Origin of the sequence: Roseburia sp. AM59-24XD, from assembly GCF_003478445.1 — a bacterium.
Taxonomy (GTDB): domain Bacteria; phylum Bacillota; class Clostridia; order Lachnospirales; family Lachnospiraceae; genus Jutongia.
On record NZ_QUET01000046.1, the window covers coordinates 1 to 14,788 of the forward strand.

Consider the following 14,788-nt stretch of genomic DNA (forward strand, 5'->3'; position numbering starts at 1 on the left):
TTGTTTAACCTAGTGGGTGAAATAAAATGTATTGCGAAAATCAGTTTCCAGCAGGTATTATTGCTGAAAAAAAGGGATGTAACACTATGGTAAGTTTCACGGAATAAGGAAAAAATAAAGAGATTGGGTAAAGAATTATAATGTATGTTTATCCAATCTCTTTGATAATTAAAAGACATGTGAAATTTTTATTGTCTCCAGATATTCATGTCAGATAAGATAGACATGGTGATTTGTGCTGCACTATTTCCAGTAGCATCACTATTTGCACTGATATTGGTGGCAAAAAAGCAGGTATTATTTGTTGTTTCGATATAACCTACGAACCAACCGTTCACATCTTTGTCATCTATGCGTCCGGTACCGGTTTTTCCGTAAAGTTTCTTATCATTGACAGATGAAAGAAGAATGGAATTCTTTACTGCCTGAAGGTTGTTGGAATGGAATTCTAAATTGTTGGTTTGTAATTTTTTCAGAAGTTCCACTTGTTCTACAGGAGAAATTTTTAAGGTGGATTCTAGCCAATAGGAAGATAATCCGCCCATTATATTCTTATTTCCATATTCAATTTTGTTTAGATAATTTTGAATACGAGTAAGGGAAAGACGTTCATCTATTGTCTGGAAATACCAGTTAGCAGAGGCTGCCATAGCAGAATCTAGTGTCAGATCAGTATTCCATGCTTCAAAAGGATAGTCTTTTCCATCCCATATAAGTAGGGAGTTTTGTGGTGTAATAATATTTTCCTCTAATCCCCAAAGTGCATCATATATTTTATAAGTGGAGTCTGGAGATATACGATGGGTGGCATGTTCCATGTCATACACAGTCCAGCTATCACGATTGGAATTAAATAAAACAAAGCTGCCTTCATAATTCTTAAAGTATGAAGAAAGATCGGTCTGCGTTATATTTTCTGAAGAATAATTCCAGTTATATTGATCGTTGATAGCAGCATAGGATGAAATAAAAGGAGTAAAACTTATAATTCCAGCAGTAATCAGCATAAAGGCGATAATTCCAATTGCCTTCTTATGAAAAGAGGGATTTTTATAAGAAGCAATGCTAATGATACGCCGTTTTATCTGTTTGATATTTCCACCAAGACCTGCAGCAAACGGAAAAGGAGAAGAGGAAATCTTCTCAGCAAAATTAATCAGTGTATTTCCATATTTTTCATAATCGCATTCATCAAGCATTTTTAAAACGGAAGTATCGCAGGCAATCTCTCGATCATTACGCATTTCTTTTAACGCATACCAGACGATAGGATTAAACCAATATAGTATTGCTGTAAGAAACATTAGATAATTGGCAAGAGAGTCTTTGTGTTTATAATGTTGTAATTCGTGCAGCAAGATATAGCGCACATCCGTTTTCTGATGATCCGATATCAGATGAATTGGCATATAAATTCTGGTTTTAAAAATGCCTGTAATAATAGGTGTTTTTAGGAAAGCAGTGCTATAAATGGGGATATTCCTTGTGATTTTCATCTCGAATAAACATTGTTTATATAGTTTGCATATAGTGGTATTTTGAAGAGGAAGTGCGGATCTTTTTAAAGAACGCAATTGCAGTGAGGACTTTAGTACCAACACGAGCACTACAAACATACCGGCAATCCATACACATAACAAAATGCTTCTGATAATTGTCGGAGTGCTGGAATTTACAGAGATAGTAAATTCGTTCATCCAGTCAGAAGAATTGGAGAGGGTTGCAGGGGAGACTACGGTTTTATTTTGAACGGTTTGAAATGCCGGTGATATAATTACATGATTGAGCCAGGAAAAAAGGTCAGGAAACTGTTTACTTTGTACTGGGAAAAATGGTGTTAAAAGCAGAACAAGTAAAAAATACCATAAATTATACTGCATCCGGCTTGTCAGAGTGTTTTTAAAGATCCACTTGGATACTAAAAAAATGCCAATAATAATACTGATAACAATATTGCATAATAAAAAATGGGTTATAAATTCATCCATGCGTGGAACCTCCTGTAGGATCTTTTTTGGAAAGAAGAGAGCGTAAATCTTCCAGTTCTGTTTCGGATAAGTGGTCATTTTCAATATATGTGGATAACATGGCGGTGATATCCCCATGAAAATATCGTTCTAAAAAAGATTTACTTTTTTGATCAATATAATCAGATTCTTTCACTAAAGGTGAATAAACGAATACCCGGCTATCTTTTTCGTAGGTCAGAACTCCTTTATTAACAAGGCGTTTGATTAAGGTTTGTATAGTTTTTGCACTCCATGAAGATGTTGCTAAAAGTTTTTCAGTAATCTCATTTGTGTTAATAGGAGCATACTTCCAAACAATTTTCATCACTTCATATTCAGCTTCTGATATTTGTGGTAATGCACTCATGTAGACACCTCCTAATTCTTACGAGTGTAATATACATATTTTATTATAAAGCCCACTATATACAAAGTCAAATAAAAACTTGACTATTTATCTTACGCGTGTAATAATTAAAATATTACAAGCGTAAGAAATATGCCTTGTGATTAAAATCCGTTTTTAACTGTGTGGTGTAACAATTCTAAATATGTAAATACTACATACAAGAATGGAGGCGAAAATATGGAAAGTGATCAGATATGGAACCAAGTGGCGAAATTTATGCAACAATTGCGTGGCGAAAATTTATCGAAAAAATCAATAATTCAGATACCAGGACAGAAAAATGCTAAAAATGAATTGGAAAAGATACAGGCGATTGGAAAAGAGCGGATGAAGCATATGAAGGAAACCGAACAAAGAATTATTCAGAAATGGATAGAATGCTTGGAAGATAATGCATCACTAGAGACTCAACAGGCTTATTGTCAGGGATATATAGATTGTCTGTTCTTATTGTGTGGTATGGGAATTATTGAAAAAGATAGTGTGGCAAATGATATTTTTGAACAGTTGAATAAATAATAGAAAAGGTTCATTTTATGACAAAACGAACCTTGAATATTAGAGCAAAAATTAAATATCAGAATTGTCTGTGCGAGTGTCATCGACTGATAGGACAGCTTCTGCGATTGCGAGGAGAGTTTTAAGCTGTTTCTCATCGCATTGAAGTAGATGTCTTTGTAATTTTTGGTATGTACTGTTGTTCAGGTTTTTATCTGGATAAATTACAGTATCAGCAGATAAATTAAAATATTGTATGGTTTTGGCAAAAACCTCAAGGCTGGGAGTATTCTTAAAGCGCTCCAAGTCTTTCAAATATGATAATGAAAGATCAAGAATTTCAGCCAATTCAGCTTGTGTGAGTTTTTTATCCATACGGGCATTTTTCAAAACAGTGCCAAACTGTTTTGGGTTGAGAGCCATAGCGCCACCTCCTATAAGTATGTTATAGCCATACTTATAAAATGTAAAAATGGTAAAAAGATACTTTGTAGATATGGTATGACAGCACTAACGACAGATTGGAGTAAAAAATGATGGGAAAATGTGATAAACAGTTAAAAAAACACATTTTATTAAATTGGTGCATTGTACTATTTTAGGTATGGTTAAACCGACCTTATTTGGTGGGATTGGCGGAAAACTGAGAGAAAAGATGAGTAATGGTTATCGAAACTGTAATTATCATCTTTTCTCTTTTTATTTTGTAAAATATTTGTTGAATAAAACAAAGAACTTTATAAAAAATACGCCGATAAATCGTGGAAATACACCGAAATATGTGTTCTATATCTTTTTCTTATGTCAAGTTATACTTGTCTCAGAGGAAAAAGGGGGTGTCTGCCATTAGTAAATCTGTTAGAAACCAGTATCTTGAATTTTTAGCGGAAACAGGTATGACACGCTACGAATTTTCAAAACGAAGTGGTATTCCGGAAAGCACATTATGGAGTTTGGGACAGAAGGAAGATTATGATGTGCGGGAAAGCAATATACGAAAAATAGCAAGGGCATGGGTGTTCCGGCTTCAGATCTTTTTAATGATAATGAGAATACCATTTGTCTTGAAGATAGGAGTGAGGTTTGGATTATAAAGAATTATAGACGATTATCTGAGCGTCAGAAAGGTCGTATAGAAGGTTACATAAAAGCATTACTTGATCAAACAGGAAGAAATGATTTTCAATCTGAGTAGAGGGTATTTTGAAAAATAATCAAAATACCTTTTTCTTTTGAATGATACACCGATAAATCGTGGAAGATAACCGAAATATGTGTTCTTTGCAAGAGTAAAGCAGGCATTTATAATTTAGATGTGTCCACACAGGAAAACATTTCTTCTGGGGGAGCACGACAATTAAATATGATGACTTCACTGGACATAGGGAACAGTTACGCATTGCGCCGTGCCGCAGATGCGCCAGGATCGGTAAGGATGAATTGATGGAGATGAAATATACATTTGATCAATATGCCTGATGTGAGATGCCGGGAGCGATAACATCCATGCAAAAGAGGAATTGTGGTGATTCCGTGGTTGCGACTGTTCTACGATAATGATACTCCCTTTATGGTCTATAGGAGATGGTGCGAGTCCAGAGTGTGTTGCTAACCACAGTGACCGGTGATTTCAACTGGAGATTATATATATCAACAAGAGATTATTTAATTAACACTTGATAAAATACGCATAGCGTATATAATATTGTTATACGCTAAAAGTATTGGAAGGTGGCAATATGAAAGGATATGAATTATTAAAAGAAGCTCGTAGATTATCCGGAATGAAGCAGAAGGATATGGCGAAGTATTTTTACATGCCATATCGAACTTACCAAGACTGGGAACTAGGAAATAGGGTTATTCCAGAATACATACTTCGTTTGGTACTCTATAAGCTTGAAATGGAAAAGATCATTCCATCCGGTCTTTTAGAAAGCATGGATGAGAAATAGTCTGTTGTTGATGTATAAGTCAAACAAGGAACAAATGATTTGTTCTATGTGACTAACATCGATGCTTGCTTTTTCATTATCTGGCATTGTTGGAATTATGCAGGAAATAAAGAGCAGATGTTGAATGATGATTTATTACGAGGTGATTCTATGGGAGAAAAGACGAAAGAAAAACAGGAAGTCAGAATATCTGAAAAATTGTTATTGTCGATTAATGAGGCAAATGCTTTAAGCGGAATTGGACAGAATAAGCTCAGAGAGCTTACACTAGATCCACGCTGCCCATTTGTTTTATTTGTTGGTAGAAAGCGTTTGATAAAAAGGAAAGCTTTTGAAGCCTTCATTGACAAGGAACTGGAGATATAGCTACCGGGTTCTTTGTGGACAAAGAAGAGTGAATATGGTACAATATAATGTGCTGTATTGAGCTTTTCTTTGGATAAAAGGAGGCTTATACATGGGACAAGACCTGAAAGGTCGTGAACTTGGAGTTGGAATTGCTCAAAGGAAAGATGGGCGTTATACTGCAAGATTCGTTGACAAGAGAGGTAAAAGAAAACAGAAGTATTTCAAAAAACTTCAAGAGTGTCGTCGATGGCTGGCAGAAGCAGCGTATATAGATCGGAATTCTGATCTATCTGCCGGTGATAGTATGACAGTGGATGCGTGGTTTGATTATTTCTTAAATAGTGTAAAAGGTCCTACTATTCGACCGAACACACGGAGAAATTACACAGAACGATATGAAAACAATATCAAAGATCATATCGGAAGGATGCATTTAGCAGATGTTAAACCAATACATTGTCAACAGATTTTGAATGAGATGGCACCTCAATATGCTGAAAGTACAATCTATCAGTGCAGGGTTACCCTATATACTTTGTTTGAAGCCGCAGTTGAAAATGATATATTATTGCGAAATCCTGTTAAAAAAACAGTGAAGATTCCCCAAAGTAAGAAGCCTAAGAAACGAAGAGTTCTTACGGTAGAGGAACAAAAACGGTTTCTGGATGTTGCATATGGGACAAGCAATTATAATCAATTTGCCTTTTTGCTGCAGACAGGACTTCGAACCGGAGAGATGATTGGGCTGAAGTGGTCTGATATTGATTTTAAGAAGGGTGTGATCCGTATTGAGAGAAGTATGGAATACAGACATGCTACTGGAGAGTGGCGTATAGGTCCGCCAAAGAGCAAAAGCGGTTACAGGGAAATTCCTATGACGGCTGAGTGCATCAGAATCTTGGAGTGTCAAAAGATGAAGATGTTTTCTTTGAAAGATGTTGATCCACAGTATAAAGAATTTGTTTTCCTCTGCAGAAAAGGGGAACCGACCAAAAATTCTGCTTATGATACTTCGTTGTTTAAATTAGCACAAAAAGCAGGGATGGACTCTTTCTCAATGCATACGCTTCGTCATACATATGCTACCAGATGTATTGAGGCAGGAATGCGACCTAAGACGCTACAGATGCTTCTGGGTCATTCGAATATTGGCATTACAATGAATTTGTATGTCCATTTGACGGATGATGAAAAGAAGAAGGAAGTAGAAAAAGTTGAAAGAATGCTGAAAATGGTGTAAAAAATGGTGTAAACGCTTGCCGCAGTTACGCCGAAACACCATAAAATAAAGGCTTAACAAAGAAAGGAAAGATAGAAAATGAAACTAGGAATTGTGATATTACTGCCAATTTCATGTTTCTGTTCATATTCCTATGAAAACTCATAAAGCTATATATTATCAGCGATTGGGCGAATTTAATGTAAAATATATACCTATGCAAATTTATATATAATCATAGATAAATTGTGTAGTGATTGTGTAGTAGATTAGAGCCTTGATTCATATTAAAAGTTAATTTTGATTTAGTTCGCGACAGCTGATATTTATTTCGGATGTACATCTTTGATATTTCATTAAAAATATATATTATTCTTTGGGAAAAATTATCTTGGTTACCAACTGGTTGCCACATTGTCTCCATATGGTTGATTTTTGGTTGCATAAGTAGTATAGATTAGTTTAGTATAGTAGAGGTTAAGATAAGAATAGGGGAGAGAAGAATAGAATAGTATAGGGGAAAACGGAAATCGAAACAAGAAGAACTGTAATTGCCAGCACAGAGAAATTTAGGGATGGTATATTTTTTGTTTATGCTTGCATTCTGTTTGGAAATCTGTTATTGTAAAGTTACTCCGAACAGTATAGCTGATTCGGGCAAGTGATGAGCTTGGTTTTGAGGAAACTCGGTGAGTTATGAAGAATAGATCTTATTCGTAGAGGTCTATTGTTTATAGCTCTTTTTTTATTTTATGGAGAATTTAAAGGTGGTGAATGTTTATGGGCGGTAAAGGTTCTGGGAATAAAATGGTGGCAAAGAATCAAGCATGGAAGAAGTCCCCTGTGATTGGAGACAATGGCATTACTGCTACGAAAGAGGAAATTAGCAAGATAACAGCTCATGCTCTGGAAATTGCTCTGTGGGATGAGATAGATACCAAGGATCCGGAACAACTGAGGGATAGAACGCTGAAATATCTCCAGTATTGCATTGACAACAACATTAAGCCTGGAAATCTTGGACTGTATAATGCATGGGGCTTGACGAAAGGCGAGGTTAGTAATATTCAGCGTAGGGAGCCCAGCTCGGCGCGCACTGGCGTCATTAAAAAAAGCCGGCAGATTATGTCCCAGATCCGGGAGCAGTTGATGTCCGATGGAAAGATCAATCCAGTTACAGGTATCTTCTGGCAAAAGAACTGGGATGGCTTAAAAGACCAGCAGGAGGTTGTTATTGAGCCGCGGAGACAGGTGGAGGCAGACCAGACACCTGAGCAGGTGCAGCGGATGCTGGAACAGGACATTCCAATCGATATGGAAGAACTTGAAAATGGCGGTTAATCATATCAAAAATTGTATATAAGACGTTCTAAATGAAAAATGAGAAGTGATAAAAACACCGTAAAGGTGCATGAAATAAGGGATTGTGGGCGATTTTGTTCTATCGAATAAACAAGAGTTTATCACAGAGAGCTGCCGGCGAGGCGTGATAACGATCAATTTGAACGATTGTACAGAGCTGACCGGAATGCAGCAGAGAAAACAGCAAACAAGGGGGGCGGGGGTTGCAGGGAGAGACCCCAGACGCCTACTCAGCCCCACGAGTAACGAAAAAACAAAAAAGACCTGATACGAATGGAGGGAGAATATGTTTGGAAGGAAGAAGCGGCATATAAAATTTCTGGAGTCAGAGAATGAAATCTTGAGGGAGAAACTGCGTAGTGCTGAGAGATATGCCGAGTATTTGGAACATGGGGACTTTACAAAAGTAGTGTTGCTGAATCCAGATTCTGTTAAAGATGGGCAGATCGTGGTTACCGCTAAGGAATTACGAAAGGCGGCAGAATTGCCTTTGCGGATTATCCCGTATATATCCGGAGACAGATATCTGATGCGGGTTCTTGAAAAAATTTAAAAATAAAAAAGGCGGTATGCGATGTGATAGTCTTAAAAATATTTACATTAGTATTCAATGGTCTGATGGCATTGTGGATGATATGCCTCGACTGCAAAGAAAAGGATGCTGCGGTCAGTGTTGGAATGAAAATGCTGATCTTAGGGTTTGTTCTGACGATGGTGTATATAATTTTTAATTAACAGAAAGAGAGGAAATGAAGATGAAAAAGAGAATGATGGCGGTACTGCTCGTGGTAGCAATGGTGTTCACGTTGGCAGGATGCACAGAGGCAGATAGAGTGTCCGAGAATGTCTCTCAGGAGGCAGATAATTTCAATGTGCTTCGCCGGCTGGCAGTAATCAATTCCAGAACCGATAAGGTGGAATTTGAATTGATCGGTGCATTTTCACTGGATGTGGAAAGCAAGAATAAGATCAACGTGGTGTGTGAAATGAAAGATGGCTCTTATCGAAAACATATCATTGGGCTGAACAGAGAGACAATGTATGTGGTTGAGGACATCGGCGGCGCAAGGTGAATAAGTACAGATATGAGGTCAACTACATACCGGAATCTATTGTACCAATCACCATTACAAACAAAAAGTAACACACTGCCTGATCGAAGGTTGATCACCGGAATATAGTTCAATGGTAGAACGCTTGATGATCAGAAGATGCAGGTTCGATTCCTGTTATTCCGGTTTGCTGTCGTTGTGATTCTTGCAGTAGACAGCGTGCCATATACATATATATGGTCTCCCTCCCCGTAGCAAGTAGCTGTGAATGTGTGTCGGAAGCACAGCGGGGATTATTGATAAGGAGCAGGAAAGGGGTGGTATCTACGGTAGTAACAAAGCACGCAAGGTATCGTATGAAGCAGAGATGCGGCGTAGGGAAGAGATCAGCTCATCGTATGGCTGAAAAGGTTTATCGGCTGGGTGTACGACACGGGGAGACGTCCGGTAATCTGCGGAAATGGGTGGATGCTCAATATTTCTATAATCGGTCAGCAAATCAGATCCGGCTGTATGGAGATAAAGCGTACATATTTCACGATGAGAAACTGATTACTGTGATTCAGATACCACATAACCTTGTTCCAGAAGTGGCAGCAATCAGAAAATTCAAGGAAGAGAAAGGCAGGAAAAAAGATGAGTCAGATTGAGGAACACAAAAAGCTGGTTGATTTTGTGCACGATGTGTATGTACGAAAGAATCATGATTATGGTGACAGCTTTGGCAGATCCTTTAAAAAGTACGGGATCGTTGCTGCACTGGTCCGAATGGAAGATAAATGGAACCGGTTGGAGAATCTTGCCGGCGGAGCAAAGCAGAAAGTGATGGATGAAAGCATCCGGGATACCTGTCTTGACCTGGCGAATTATTGTCTGATGACGGTAATGGAACTGGATCGAAAGAAGGCAGTAGAAAATCAGAGAATATTTGAGGAGCAGGTAAAAAGCGAGATTGCACAAGATCACATTATTGTTGATGATTTTGTGGATGAAGTTAATGAAGTCATTGAAAAGGGCACCGGTGAGCTCGTAATACCTGATAAGTTGGAGAAAGAGAAAAAGCCGATTGATGAGGGTAAGGTGATGGCTCTTTATAAAGCTAAGTGGTCACAGGCAAAGATCGCGGATGAGATGGGATGTTCACAGTCGAGGATTTCGCAGATCATAAAGGCGAATAAAGAGTGAAAAATGCAGAATGTGCTTCCGGTTTTCACAAGATAGACTAACAAGGGTGTCGACTGGATATTTCTCCTTTCCGCATTTCAACGATTTTTATGTAAGGTTTGATCATTGCTTAAAAAAATCTCTTAGAGCTTCAATGATAATTCCTTTTAACCATATTCTAAATCGTGATGAAACACTTGCGGTTATAATAGTAAAACCACTTACTAAATAGATGATAATTTGTATTATTGTCAGTATTAGCATTAAATATGTCATAACGAACACCCCCTTATATCTGTTTATAAGGAAACACACTCTGCTATTTAATAGTATGTTTTATGGATAGAAATGTCAATGGAAAATAAAAACAGTGCAATATAGAAAAATTGAGGTGATATGGTGCTTTTACAGGAAGAAATTCAGAAGCAGGCTAATATGATTGCTAAAATCTTGATGCGTGGCAACAATGCGGAGATTAAGAAAAACAGTGATGGAACGATTAAAGTATATGAGGTTCGGAAAAAAATTGTGAAGCATTAAAGTTTTAACTGAAGCCTAAATGGGCGTGAGTGATTATACTGAGCTCAATTTTAAGTTGAGCGACTTTAACCAGCTCAATTTTGAGCCAGCTGAATTTTCAGCCCTGTGATTAAAAAAATCAAAAAAGAGCTTGACTTTTGGAACTCATAAGTTATAATATGACTTATGGAACTCAAAAGTGAGGTGATAAATTATGAGTCCACGAACAGGAAGACCAACCGAATGTCGAAAAGATCATGATATTAAAGTCAGAATAGATAATGATACTCATGAGAAATTGCTAAAATATTGCCAAGAACAAAAGATTACAAAAGCAGAAGCAATTAGAAGAGGCATTCATTTGGTTTTACAACAAAAATAAAACACTCGACCGCCTACCAAGCAAAAACGAGTGTTTTTAGAAACAAACTTCCAAAGAAATTTGATAAATCTATCATATCACTTTTCTTTAGAATATGCAAACAGAAATGAAAGGAGATATGATTTAATGCAGGAAATATCGGAAACAACAATGCAGACACCAATAGAAATTGCTCTTGGTGTTGATGAAAACGGAATGACAACAGCGAGAAAGCTATATCAGTTTTTGGAACTTGCCCCACAGAATTTTGCTAGATGGTGCAAAAATAATATTACAGAGAATGATTTTGCTGAGGAGAATGTTGATTATTGGGCATTCTTCCTCAATGAAGAATGGGGAGGACAGGCAACGACTGACTATAAACTTACTGCCCACTTCGCAAAGAAGTTGTCTTGTAAAGGTAACGGTGCAAGAGCAGAAGAAGCAAGGGAATATTTTACAACCATTGAGGAAAAGAAAAAAGAAGAAGTCATAAATCGTAGCAAATTATCCCCGCAGATGCAGATGTTATATGCGATGATGGATGAACAGGCTAAAGTGGAATTGGAGCAAAAGCGACAGGCAAGACAGATTGAGCGTGTTGAGGAGAAACAAAGAGTTCTTTCTGAAACTTTTGAAAATCCATCAGATAAAGAAGATTTTAAGTCTTGGTGTAAGAAGTGCATAAAGAAAATTGCAGATACACCAAAGTTTTGCAGGGAGCATTATGTTAATACAAGGTATCACGATGCTTGGAATGAGAGTTATGCACGGCTTAGTGAGAAGCGGGCGTGCCGATTGGGACAGAGAGTGAGAACCGCGAGAGAAAAGGCAGAGAAGAATGGAGCCAGCCAGTCAAAAATCAAGGAGATTACATATTTGTCAATCATCACAGAAGACAAGGATTTAAAGCCGGTGTATGAAACAGTAATTAAAGAAATGATGCTGGTGTATTGCGTAGCATAGCAAAAATTCGAATAGAAGACAAGGAGCGATATTATGGATATATCAGTAAATGAAAGTAAATTTTCAGACGCAAGTGTTTTAATTGAGAGAGCAAGAGTATTATCAAATATGTTGACGGAAACTTATTTCGGTCAGAAAATAGAGACTCGGGCAGATTTATGGAAAATATCGGGTTACTTTTACAATGATGCCAGAGTATTAGCGGAAACTATAAGTTGTATGATAGTTGATGCCGAAGAATTGTTAAATCATGCATCAGATGATGTTGTAACAAAATAAAGAATATGGCATATACAATCGGGTATATGTAACAGTGAATAGGCACTTATCTTTGAAAGGTAGGTGTCTTTTTAATGTCCGAACAAAATAAGAAAATTATAAAAGGTCTGCATCAAAAAGACCTTACCAATATCAAATTTGCCAGTGCATTGCTTGATATGGCAATCGAGGAGAAAGAGGATGATCTGGAGTATGCATTGCAGCAGGCGAAAGAGGTTCAGCGGATCGCAGCAAGGCAGAGTCGTAAAGAGAACAGCATCGCTTTTATGAATCTGTATTGGAAAGCTACGTTGATGCTGGCACCGTATTTCTTTGTGGATTTTTTGTACTACATGGAGAAGGATCGGGCTCCGGAAAAAAGATTTTATATGCCACGTCGGATGACCTTGAAGGTGGTTGTGGATGATCTGCAGGATTTGGAAGATGGTAAGCTGGATTTTTATGGGTTATCCATGCCTCCTCGTGTTGGCAAGTCCACGATTTGCATTTTCTTTATGGCATGGGTTATGGGAAAACGACCGAACAGCCATAATGCAATGTCAGGGCATAGTGGAATACTGGCAGATGGATTCTATGGCGAAGCATTAAATCTTATGGAATTGGATGTACCGGAAGAAAAAAGACAGTATCATTTTGCGGATATCTTTCCGGAGGCTTTTTTGCAGAAGAAGTCGGCAGAGAAGAAAGAAGTTACATTGAATGATCCGGATCGTTTTGCCACATTAACCTGTCGTGGTATTGATGGAACGTGGACAGGTGCAGTTGATATTTCCTGGGACGGTTATCTGTATGTTGATGATATGGTTCGTGACAGACAAGAGAGTTTATCTCCGTCACGATTAGAGGGACGGTATCAGGATTATTTGAATCTTCTGGTGGATCGTAAAAATGATGGAACCAGAGAATTGATGGTTGGCACCAGATGGAATGTTTTGGATCCATTAGGCCGAGTAGAGAAACAGTACAAAGATAACCAAAGATATAGATTCCGAAAGATACCGGCATTGAATGAGAATGGGGAGTCCAATTTTGTTTATGACTATGGCAAGGGATTTTCAACGGAGTATTTCTTGAATGTGAAGAGTCGTTTGGATAAAAACGAATGGGAGGCGAAATATCAGCAACGCCCATTTGTGCGTGAAGGATTGCTTTTTCCAGAGGATGAGCTGCAGACGTACAATGGCGTGCTGCCGCCGGAGAGCAGTATGATCCGTGTATTGGCTGCCTGTGATGTAGCCTGGGGCGGTGGTGACAGCCTGTCGATGCCGTTTGGGTACGAATACGATGACGGATATATTTACATTCCGGATTGGATTTTTAACCGAGGGGATAAGACCGTAACACAGCCGCTTGTGGTTGGAAAGACATTGCATCATAAACCGCAGATGGAGCATTTTGAGGCGAATAACGGTGGTGATGAGTATGCGGACAAGATTGATGAAATGCTTCAGAAGGAAGGATATAAATGCAGCATATCATCCAGCAAGGCACCAAATACCATGAGCAAGCTGGCGAAGATCATCCAGTATGCACCAGACGTCAAGAGGCGGTGCAAATTCCTTGCAGCCAATAAGAGGGGCAAGGAATATCACGATGCGATGGATGAATTGAATATGACTGTTCAGATCGGTAACAATGATCACGATGATGCAGCAGATGGTATTACACAGTTGGTAATGCTTGCAGATGGTGCTACCGTTTGTAAAGCGAATGTATCACAGAGAACATTTTAGGAGGAATGCACATGACGAAGGATATTTTGAAACAGTACCGTTATTTGTCCGAGGTGATCCGCAAGGACGAGGAGAAGCTGCAGCATTATAAAGATAATCCGCCGGAGGCATATCTTGGAAAGGTGCAGTCTTCCAATAAGCAGTTTCCGTATCAGAGAATTTCAGTGACGGTATCCGGCTGCGAAGTTAAGGACAGGAAATACTGGAAGGACAAGCAGTATGAGTTGATCGTGAAACTGCATAATGAACGGATTGAACTGGAGAAGCTGCAGTTGGAGGTCGATATCTTCTTTACGACCATTTTTGACAGCAGGGATCGCTTGATCTTCGAGTATCTGTACCGGGATGGCATGACGCAGCAAGAGGTGGCTGACAAGCTGTATTTGGATCGCAGTACGGTGTCGAAGGTGGTTGACAGGTATTTATAGATTATTAGACAAATAGGTTATTGAAAATATATTCGTTATGTGGTATATTCAAAGTGAGGGAGGGATGCTTATGTCAAATTACAATGCAAAGAGAAGCAACGATTATTTGAAAAATGATAAAAAGAATAAAAGAAGATCATCTAGAGTTTTTTTCAGCAAAAAAGAACATACACATTCTCAGTTAGGACATAAATCAGATTCAAGAACCGTAATAACTGATCATGGTACAGAGGGGACACCCCCTAAACAGGGGAAGTGATATGATTGATGGTATATTTAAAATAATTGATGAAATGCCTAATTATATCTCATATATATATCCGGGTTTTATTACTATATGGATATTTAGTTTTTTGAGGGGAAATAGGTTTAAAATGACTAAATCTGCATTGCTGCTGTCAGTGTGCATAAGTTTTTTTTTACATTAGCAGTATGCAATATTTTTTGGTTCCATTTATAAATGAAAAGTTGAGTATATCATATATT

Annotated in this window: 19 protein-coding genes and 1 tRNA gene; 17 read left to right on the forward strand and 3 right to left on the reverse strand. The window is 38.0% G+C overall.

The annotated features are described in order from the left end of the window. Positions 1-188: 188 nt before the first annotated feature. Both DXA20_RS15200 and DXA20_RS15205 read right to left on the reverse strand, forming a co-directional pair. Complete coding sequence (locus DXA20_RS15200) at positions 189-1,988, reverse strand: BlaR1 family beta-lactam sensor/signal transducer (protein WP_118561937.1); 1,800 nt, start codon at positions 1,986-1,988, stop codon at positions 189-191. After that, on the reverse strand, positions 1,981-2,376 hold the full coding sequence (locus DXA20_RS15205; protein WP_118508047.1) for a BlaI/MecI/CopY family transcriptional regulator: 396 nt from the start codon (positions 2,374-2,376) through the stop codon (positions 1,981-1,983). Before DXA20_RS15205 ends, DXA20_RS15200 begins: the two co-directional genes overlap by 8 nt. A gap of 219 nt (positions 2,377-2,595) precedes the next feature. Between DXA20_RS15205 and DXA20_RS15210 the strand changes: the two genes are divergently transcribed. Continuing rightward, a complete protein-coding gene (locus tag DXA20_RS15210; protein WP_118561939.1) occupies positions 2,596-2,937 on the forward strand; it encodes a hypothetical protein in 342 nt (113 codons plus the stop codon). Between the two features lie 51 nt (positions 2,938-2,988). Here the strand turns inward: DXA20_RS15210 and DXA20_RS15215 are convergent, their stop codons facing one another. Then, positions 2,989-3,339, reverse strand: coding sequence for a helix-turn-helix domain-containing protein (locus DXA20_RS15215; RefSeq protein WP_118561941.1), 351 nt, complete (start codon positions 3,337-3,339; stop codon positions 2,989-2,991). A 1,316-nt stretch (positions 3,340-4,655) separates the two neighbouring features. On the opposite strand from DXA20_RS15215, the gene DXA20_RS15225 reads away from it, so the two are divergent. From DXA20_RS15225 to DXA20_RS15295, 16 genes are all read left to right on the forward strand, one after another. After that, positions 4,656-4,871, forward strand: a complete 216-nt coding sequence (locus DXA20_RS15225) for a helix-turn-helix domain-containing protein (protein WP_022465865.1) — start codon at positions 4,656-4,658, stop codon at positions 4,869-4,871. A gap of 150 nt (positions 4,872-5,021) precedes the next feature. After that, the gene (locus DXA20_RS15230) at positions 5,022-5,237 is read left to right on the forward strand and encodes an excisionase (protein ID WP_022465866.1); all 216 of its coding nucleotides are present in this window, start codon (positions 5,022-5,024) and stop codon (positions 5,235-5,237) included. A gap of 91 nt (positions 5,238-5,328) precedes the next feature. Next, positions 5,329-6,459, forward strand: coding sequence for a site-specific integrase (locus tag DXA20_RS15235; RefSeq protein WP_022465867.1), 1,131 nt, complete (start codon positions 5,329-5,331; stop codon positions 6,457-6,459). A 753-nt stretch (positions 6,460-7,212) separates the two neighbouring features. Next, the gene (locus tag DXA20_RS15240) at positions 7,213-7,779 is read left to right on the forward strand and encodes a hypothetical protein (protein ID WP_118561945.1); all 567 of its coding nucleotides are present in this window, start codon (positions 7,213-7,215) and stop codon (positions 7,777-7,779) included. Positions 7,780-8,086: 307 nt separating this feature from the next. Then, entirely contained in the window at positions 8,087-8,353 is a 267-nt protein-coding gene (locus tag DXA20_RS15245) for a hypothetical protein (RefSeq protein ID WP_118561947.1), read from the forward strand. Positions 8,354-8,376: 23 nt separating this feature from the next. Further along, the gene (locus DXA20_RS16275; RefSeq protein WP_158577256.1) at positions 8,377-8,535 is read left to right on the forward strand and encodes a hypothetical protein; all 159 of its coding nucleotides are present in this window, start codon (positions 8,377-8,379) and stop codon (positions 8,533-8,535) included. Positions 8,536-8,555: 20 nt separating this feature from the next. After that, the gene (locus tag DXA20_RS15250; RefSeq protein WP_243100705.1) at positions 8,556-8,873 is read left to right on the forward strand and encodes a beta-sandwich lipoprotein; all 318 of its coding nucleotides are present in this window, start codon (positions 8,556-8,558) and stop codon (positions 8,871-8,873) included. A gap of 98 nt (positions 8,874-8,971) precedes the next feature. Beyond that, positions 8,972-9,038, forward strand: a tRNA-OTHER gene (locus DXA20_RS15255). Between the two features lie 212 nt (positions 9,039-9,250). Further along, entirely contained in the window at positions 9,251-9,502 is a 252-nt protein-coding gene (locus DXA20_RS15260; RefSeq protein WP_243100706.1) for a hypothetical protein, read from the forward strand. Beyond that, positions 9,489-10,037 (forward strand): nucleotide modification associated domain-containing protein, encoded by a 549-nt coding sequence (locus tag DXA20_RS15265; protein WP_118561951.1) that lies wholly within the window; start codon positions 9,489-9,491, stop codon positions 10,035-10,037. The genes DXA20_RS15260 and DXA20_RS15265 overlap by 14 nt, the downstream gene beginning before the upstream one ends. Before the next feature lie 712 nt (positions 10,038-10,749). Continuing rightward, positions 10,750-10,917 carry a CopG family transcriptional regulator gene (locus tag DXA20_RS15270; protein WP_118561953.1) on the forward strand — a complete coding sequence of 56 codons (168 nt, stop codon included), beginning with the start codon at positions 10,750-10,752 and terminating at the stop codon, positions 10,915-10,917. A gap of 30 nt (positions 10,918-10,947) precedes the next feature. Next, positions 10,948-11,862, forward strand: coding sequence for an antA/AntB antirepressor family protein (locus tag DXA20_RS15275; protein ID WP_147403767.1), 915 nt, complete (start codon positions 10,948-10,950; stop codon positions 11,860-11,862). Positions 11,863-11,895: 33 nt separating this feature from the next. Further along, positions 11,896-12,141 (forward strand): hypothetical protein, encoded by a 246-nt coding sequence (locus DXA20_RS15280; RefSeq protein ID WP_118561957.1) that lies wholly within the window; start codon positions 11,896-11,898, stop codon positions 12,139-12,141. Between the two features lie 74 nt (positions 12,142-12,215). Beyond that, complete coding sequence (locus tag DXA20_RS15285) at positions 12,216-13,874, forward strand: hypothetical protein (protein WP_118561959.1); 1,659 nt, start codon at positions 12,216-12,218, stop codon at positions 13,872-13,874. Positions 13,875-13,885: 11 nt separating this feature from the next. Then, the gene (locus DXA20_RS15290; RefSeq protein WP_118561961.1) at positions 13,886-14,302 is read left to right on the forward strand and encodes a helix-turn-helix domain-containing protein; all 417 of its coding nucleotides are present in this window, start codon (positions 13,886-13,888) and stop codon (positions 14,300-14,302) included. Positions 14,303-14,372: 70 nt separating this feature from the next. Beyond that, the gene (locus DXA20_RS15295) at positions 14,373-14,561 is read left to right on the forward strand and encodes a hypothetical protein (protein ID WP_118561963.1); all 189 of its coding nucleotides are present in this window, start codon (positions 14,373-14,375) and stop codon (positions 14,559-14,561) included. Positions 14,562-14,788 lie beyond the last annotated feature (227 nt).

Coding starts and splice junctions, on each gene's coding strand:
- DXA20_RS15200 (WP_118561937.1), bottom strand. CDS start 1,988: ATGGATGAATTTATAACCCATTTTTTATTATGCAATATTGTTATCAGT.
- DXA20_RS15205 (WP_118508047.1), bottom strand. CDS start 2,376: ATGAGTGCATTACCACAAATATCAGAAGCTGAATATGAAGTGATGAAA.
- DXA20_RS15210 (WP_118561939.1), top strand. CDS start 2,596: ATGGAAAGTGATCAGATATGGAACCAAGTGGCGAAATTTATGCAACAA.
- DXA20_RS15215 (WP_118561941.1), bottom strand. CDS start 3,339: ATGGCTCTCAACCCAAAACAGTTTGGCACTGTTTTGAAAAATGCCCGT.
- DXA20_RS15225 (WP_022465865.1), top strand. CDS start 4,656: ATGAAAGGATATGAATTATTAAAAGAAGCTCGTAGATTATCCGGAATG.
- DXA20_RS15230 (WP_022465866.1), top strand. CDS start 5,022: ATGGGAGAAAAGACGAAAGAAAAACAGGAAGTCAGAATATCTGAAAAA.
- DXA20_RS15235 (WP_022465867.1), top strand. CDS start 5,329: ATGGGACAAGACCTGAAAGGTCGTGAACTTGGAGTTGGAATTGCTCAA.
- DXA20_RS15240 (WP_118561945.1), top strand. CDS start 7,213: ATGTTTATGGGCGGTAAAGGTTCTGGGAATAAAATGGTGGCAAAGAAT.
- DXA20_RS15245 (WP_118561947.1), top strand. CDS start 8,087: ATGTTTGGAAGGAAGAAGCGGCATATAAAATTTCTGGAGTCAGAGAAT.
- DXA20_RS15250 (WP_243100705.1), top strand. CDS start 8,556: ATGAAAAAGAGAATGATGGCGGTACTGCTCGTGGTAGCAATGGTGTTC.
- DXA20_RS15260 (WP_243100706.1), top strand. CDS start 9,251: ATGGCTGAAAAGGTTTATCGGCTGGGTGTACGACACGGGGAGACGTCC.
- DXA20_RS15265 (WP_118561951.1), top strand. CDS start 9,489: ATGAGTCAGATTGAGGAACACAAAAAGCTGGTTGATTTTGTGCACGAT.
- DXA20_RS15270 (WP_118561953.1), top strand. CDS start 10,750: ATGAGTCCACGAACAGGAAGACCAACCGAATGTCGAAAAGATCATGAT.
- DXA20_RS15280 (WP_118561957.1), top strand. CDS start 11,896: ATGGATATATCAGTAAATGAAAGTAAATTTTCAGACGCAAGTGTTTTA.
- DXA20_RS15285 (WP_118561959.1), top strand. CDS start 12,216: ATGTCCGAACAAAATAAGAAAATTATAAAAGGTCTGCATCAAAAAGAC.
- DXA20_RS15290 (WP_118561961.1), top strand. CDS start 13,886: ATGACGAAGGATATTTTGAAACAGTACCGTTATTTGTCCGAGGTGATC.
- DXA20_RS15295 (WP_118561963.1), top strand. CDS start 14,373: ATGTCAAATTACAATGCAAAGAGAAGCAACGATTATTTGAAAAATGAT.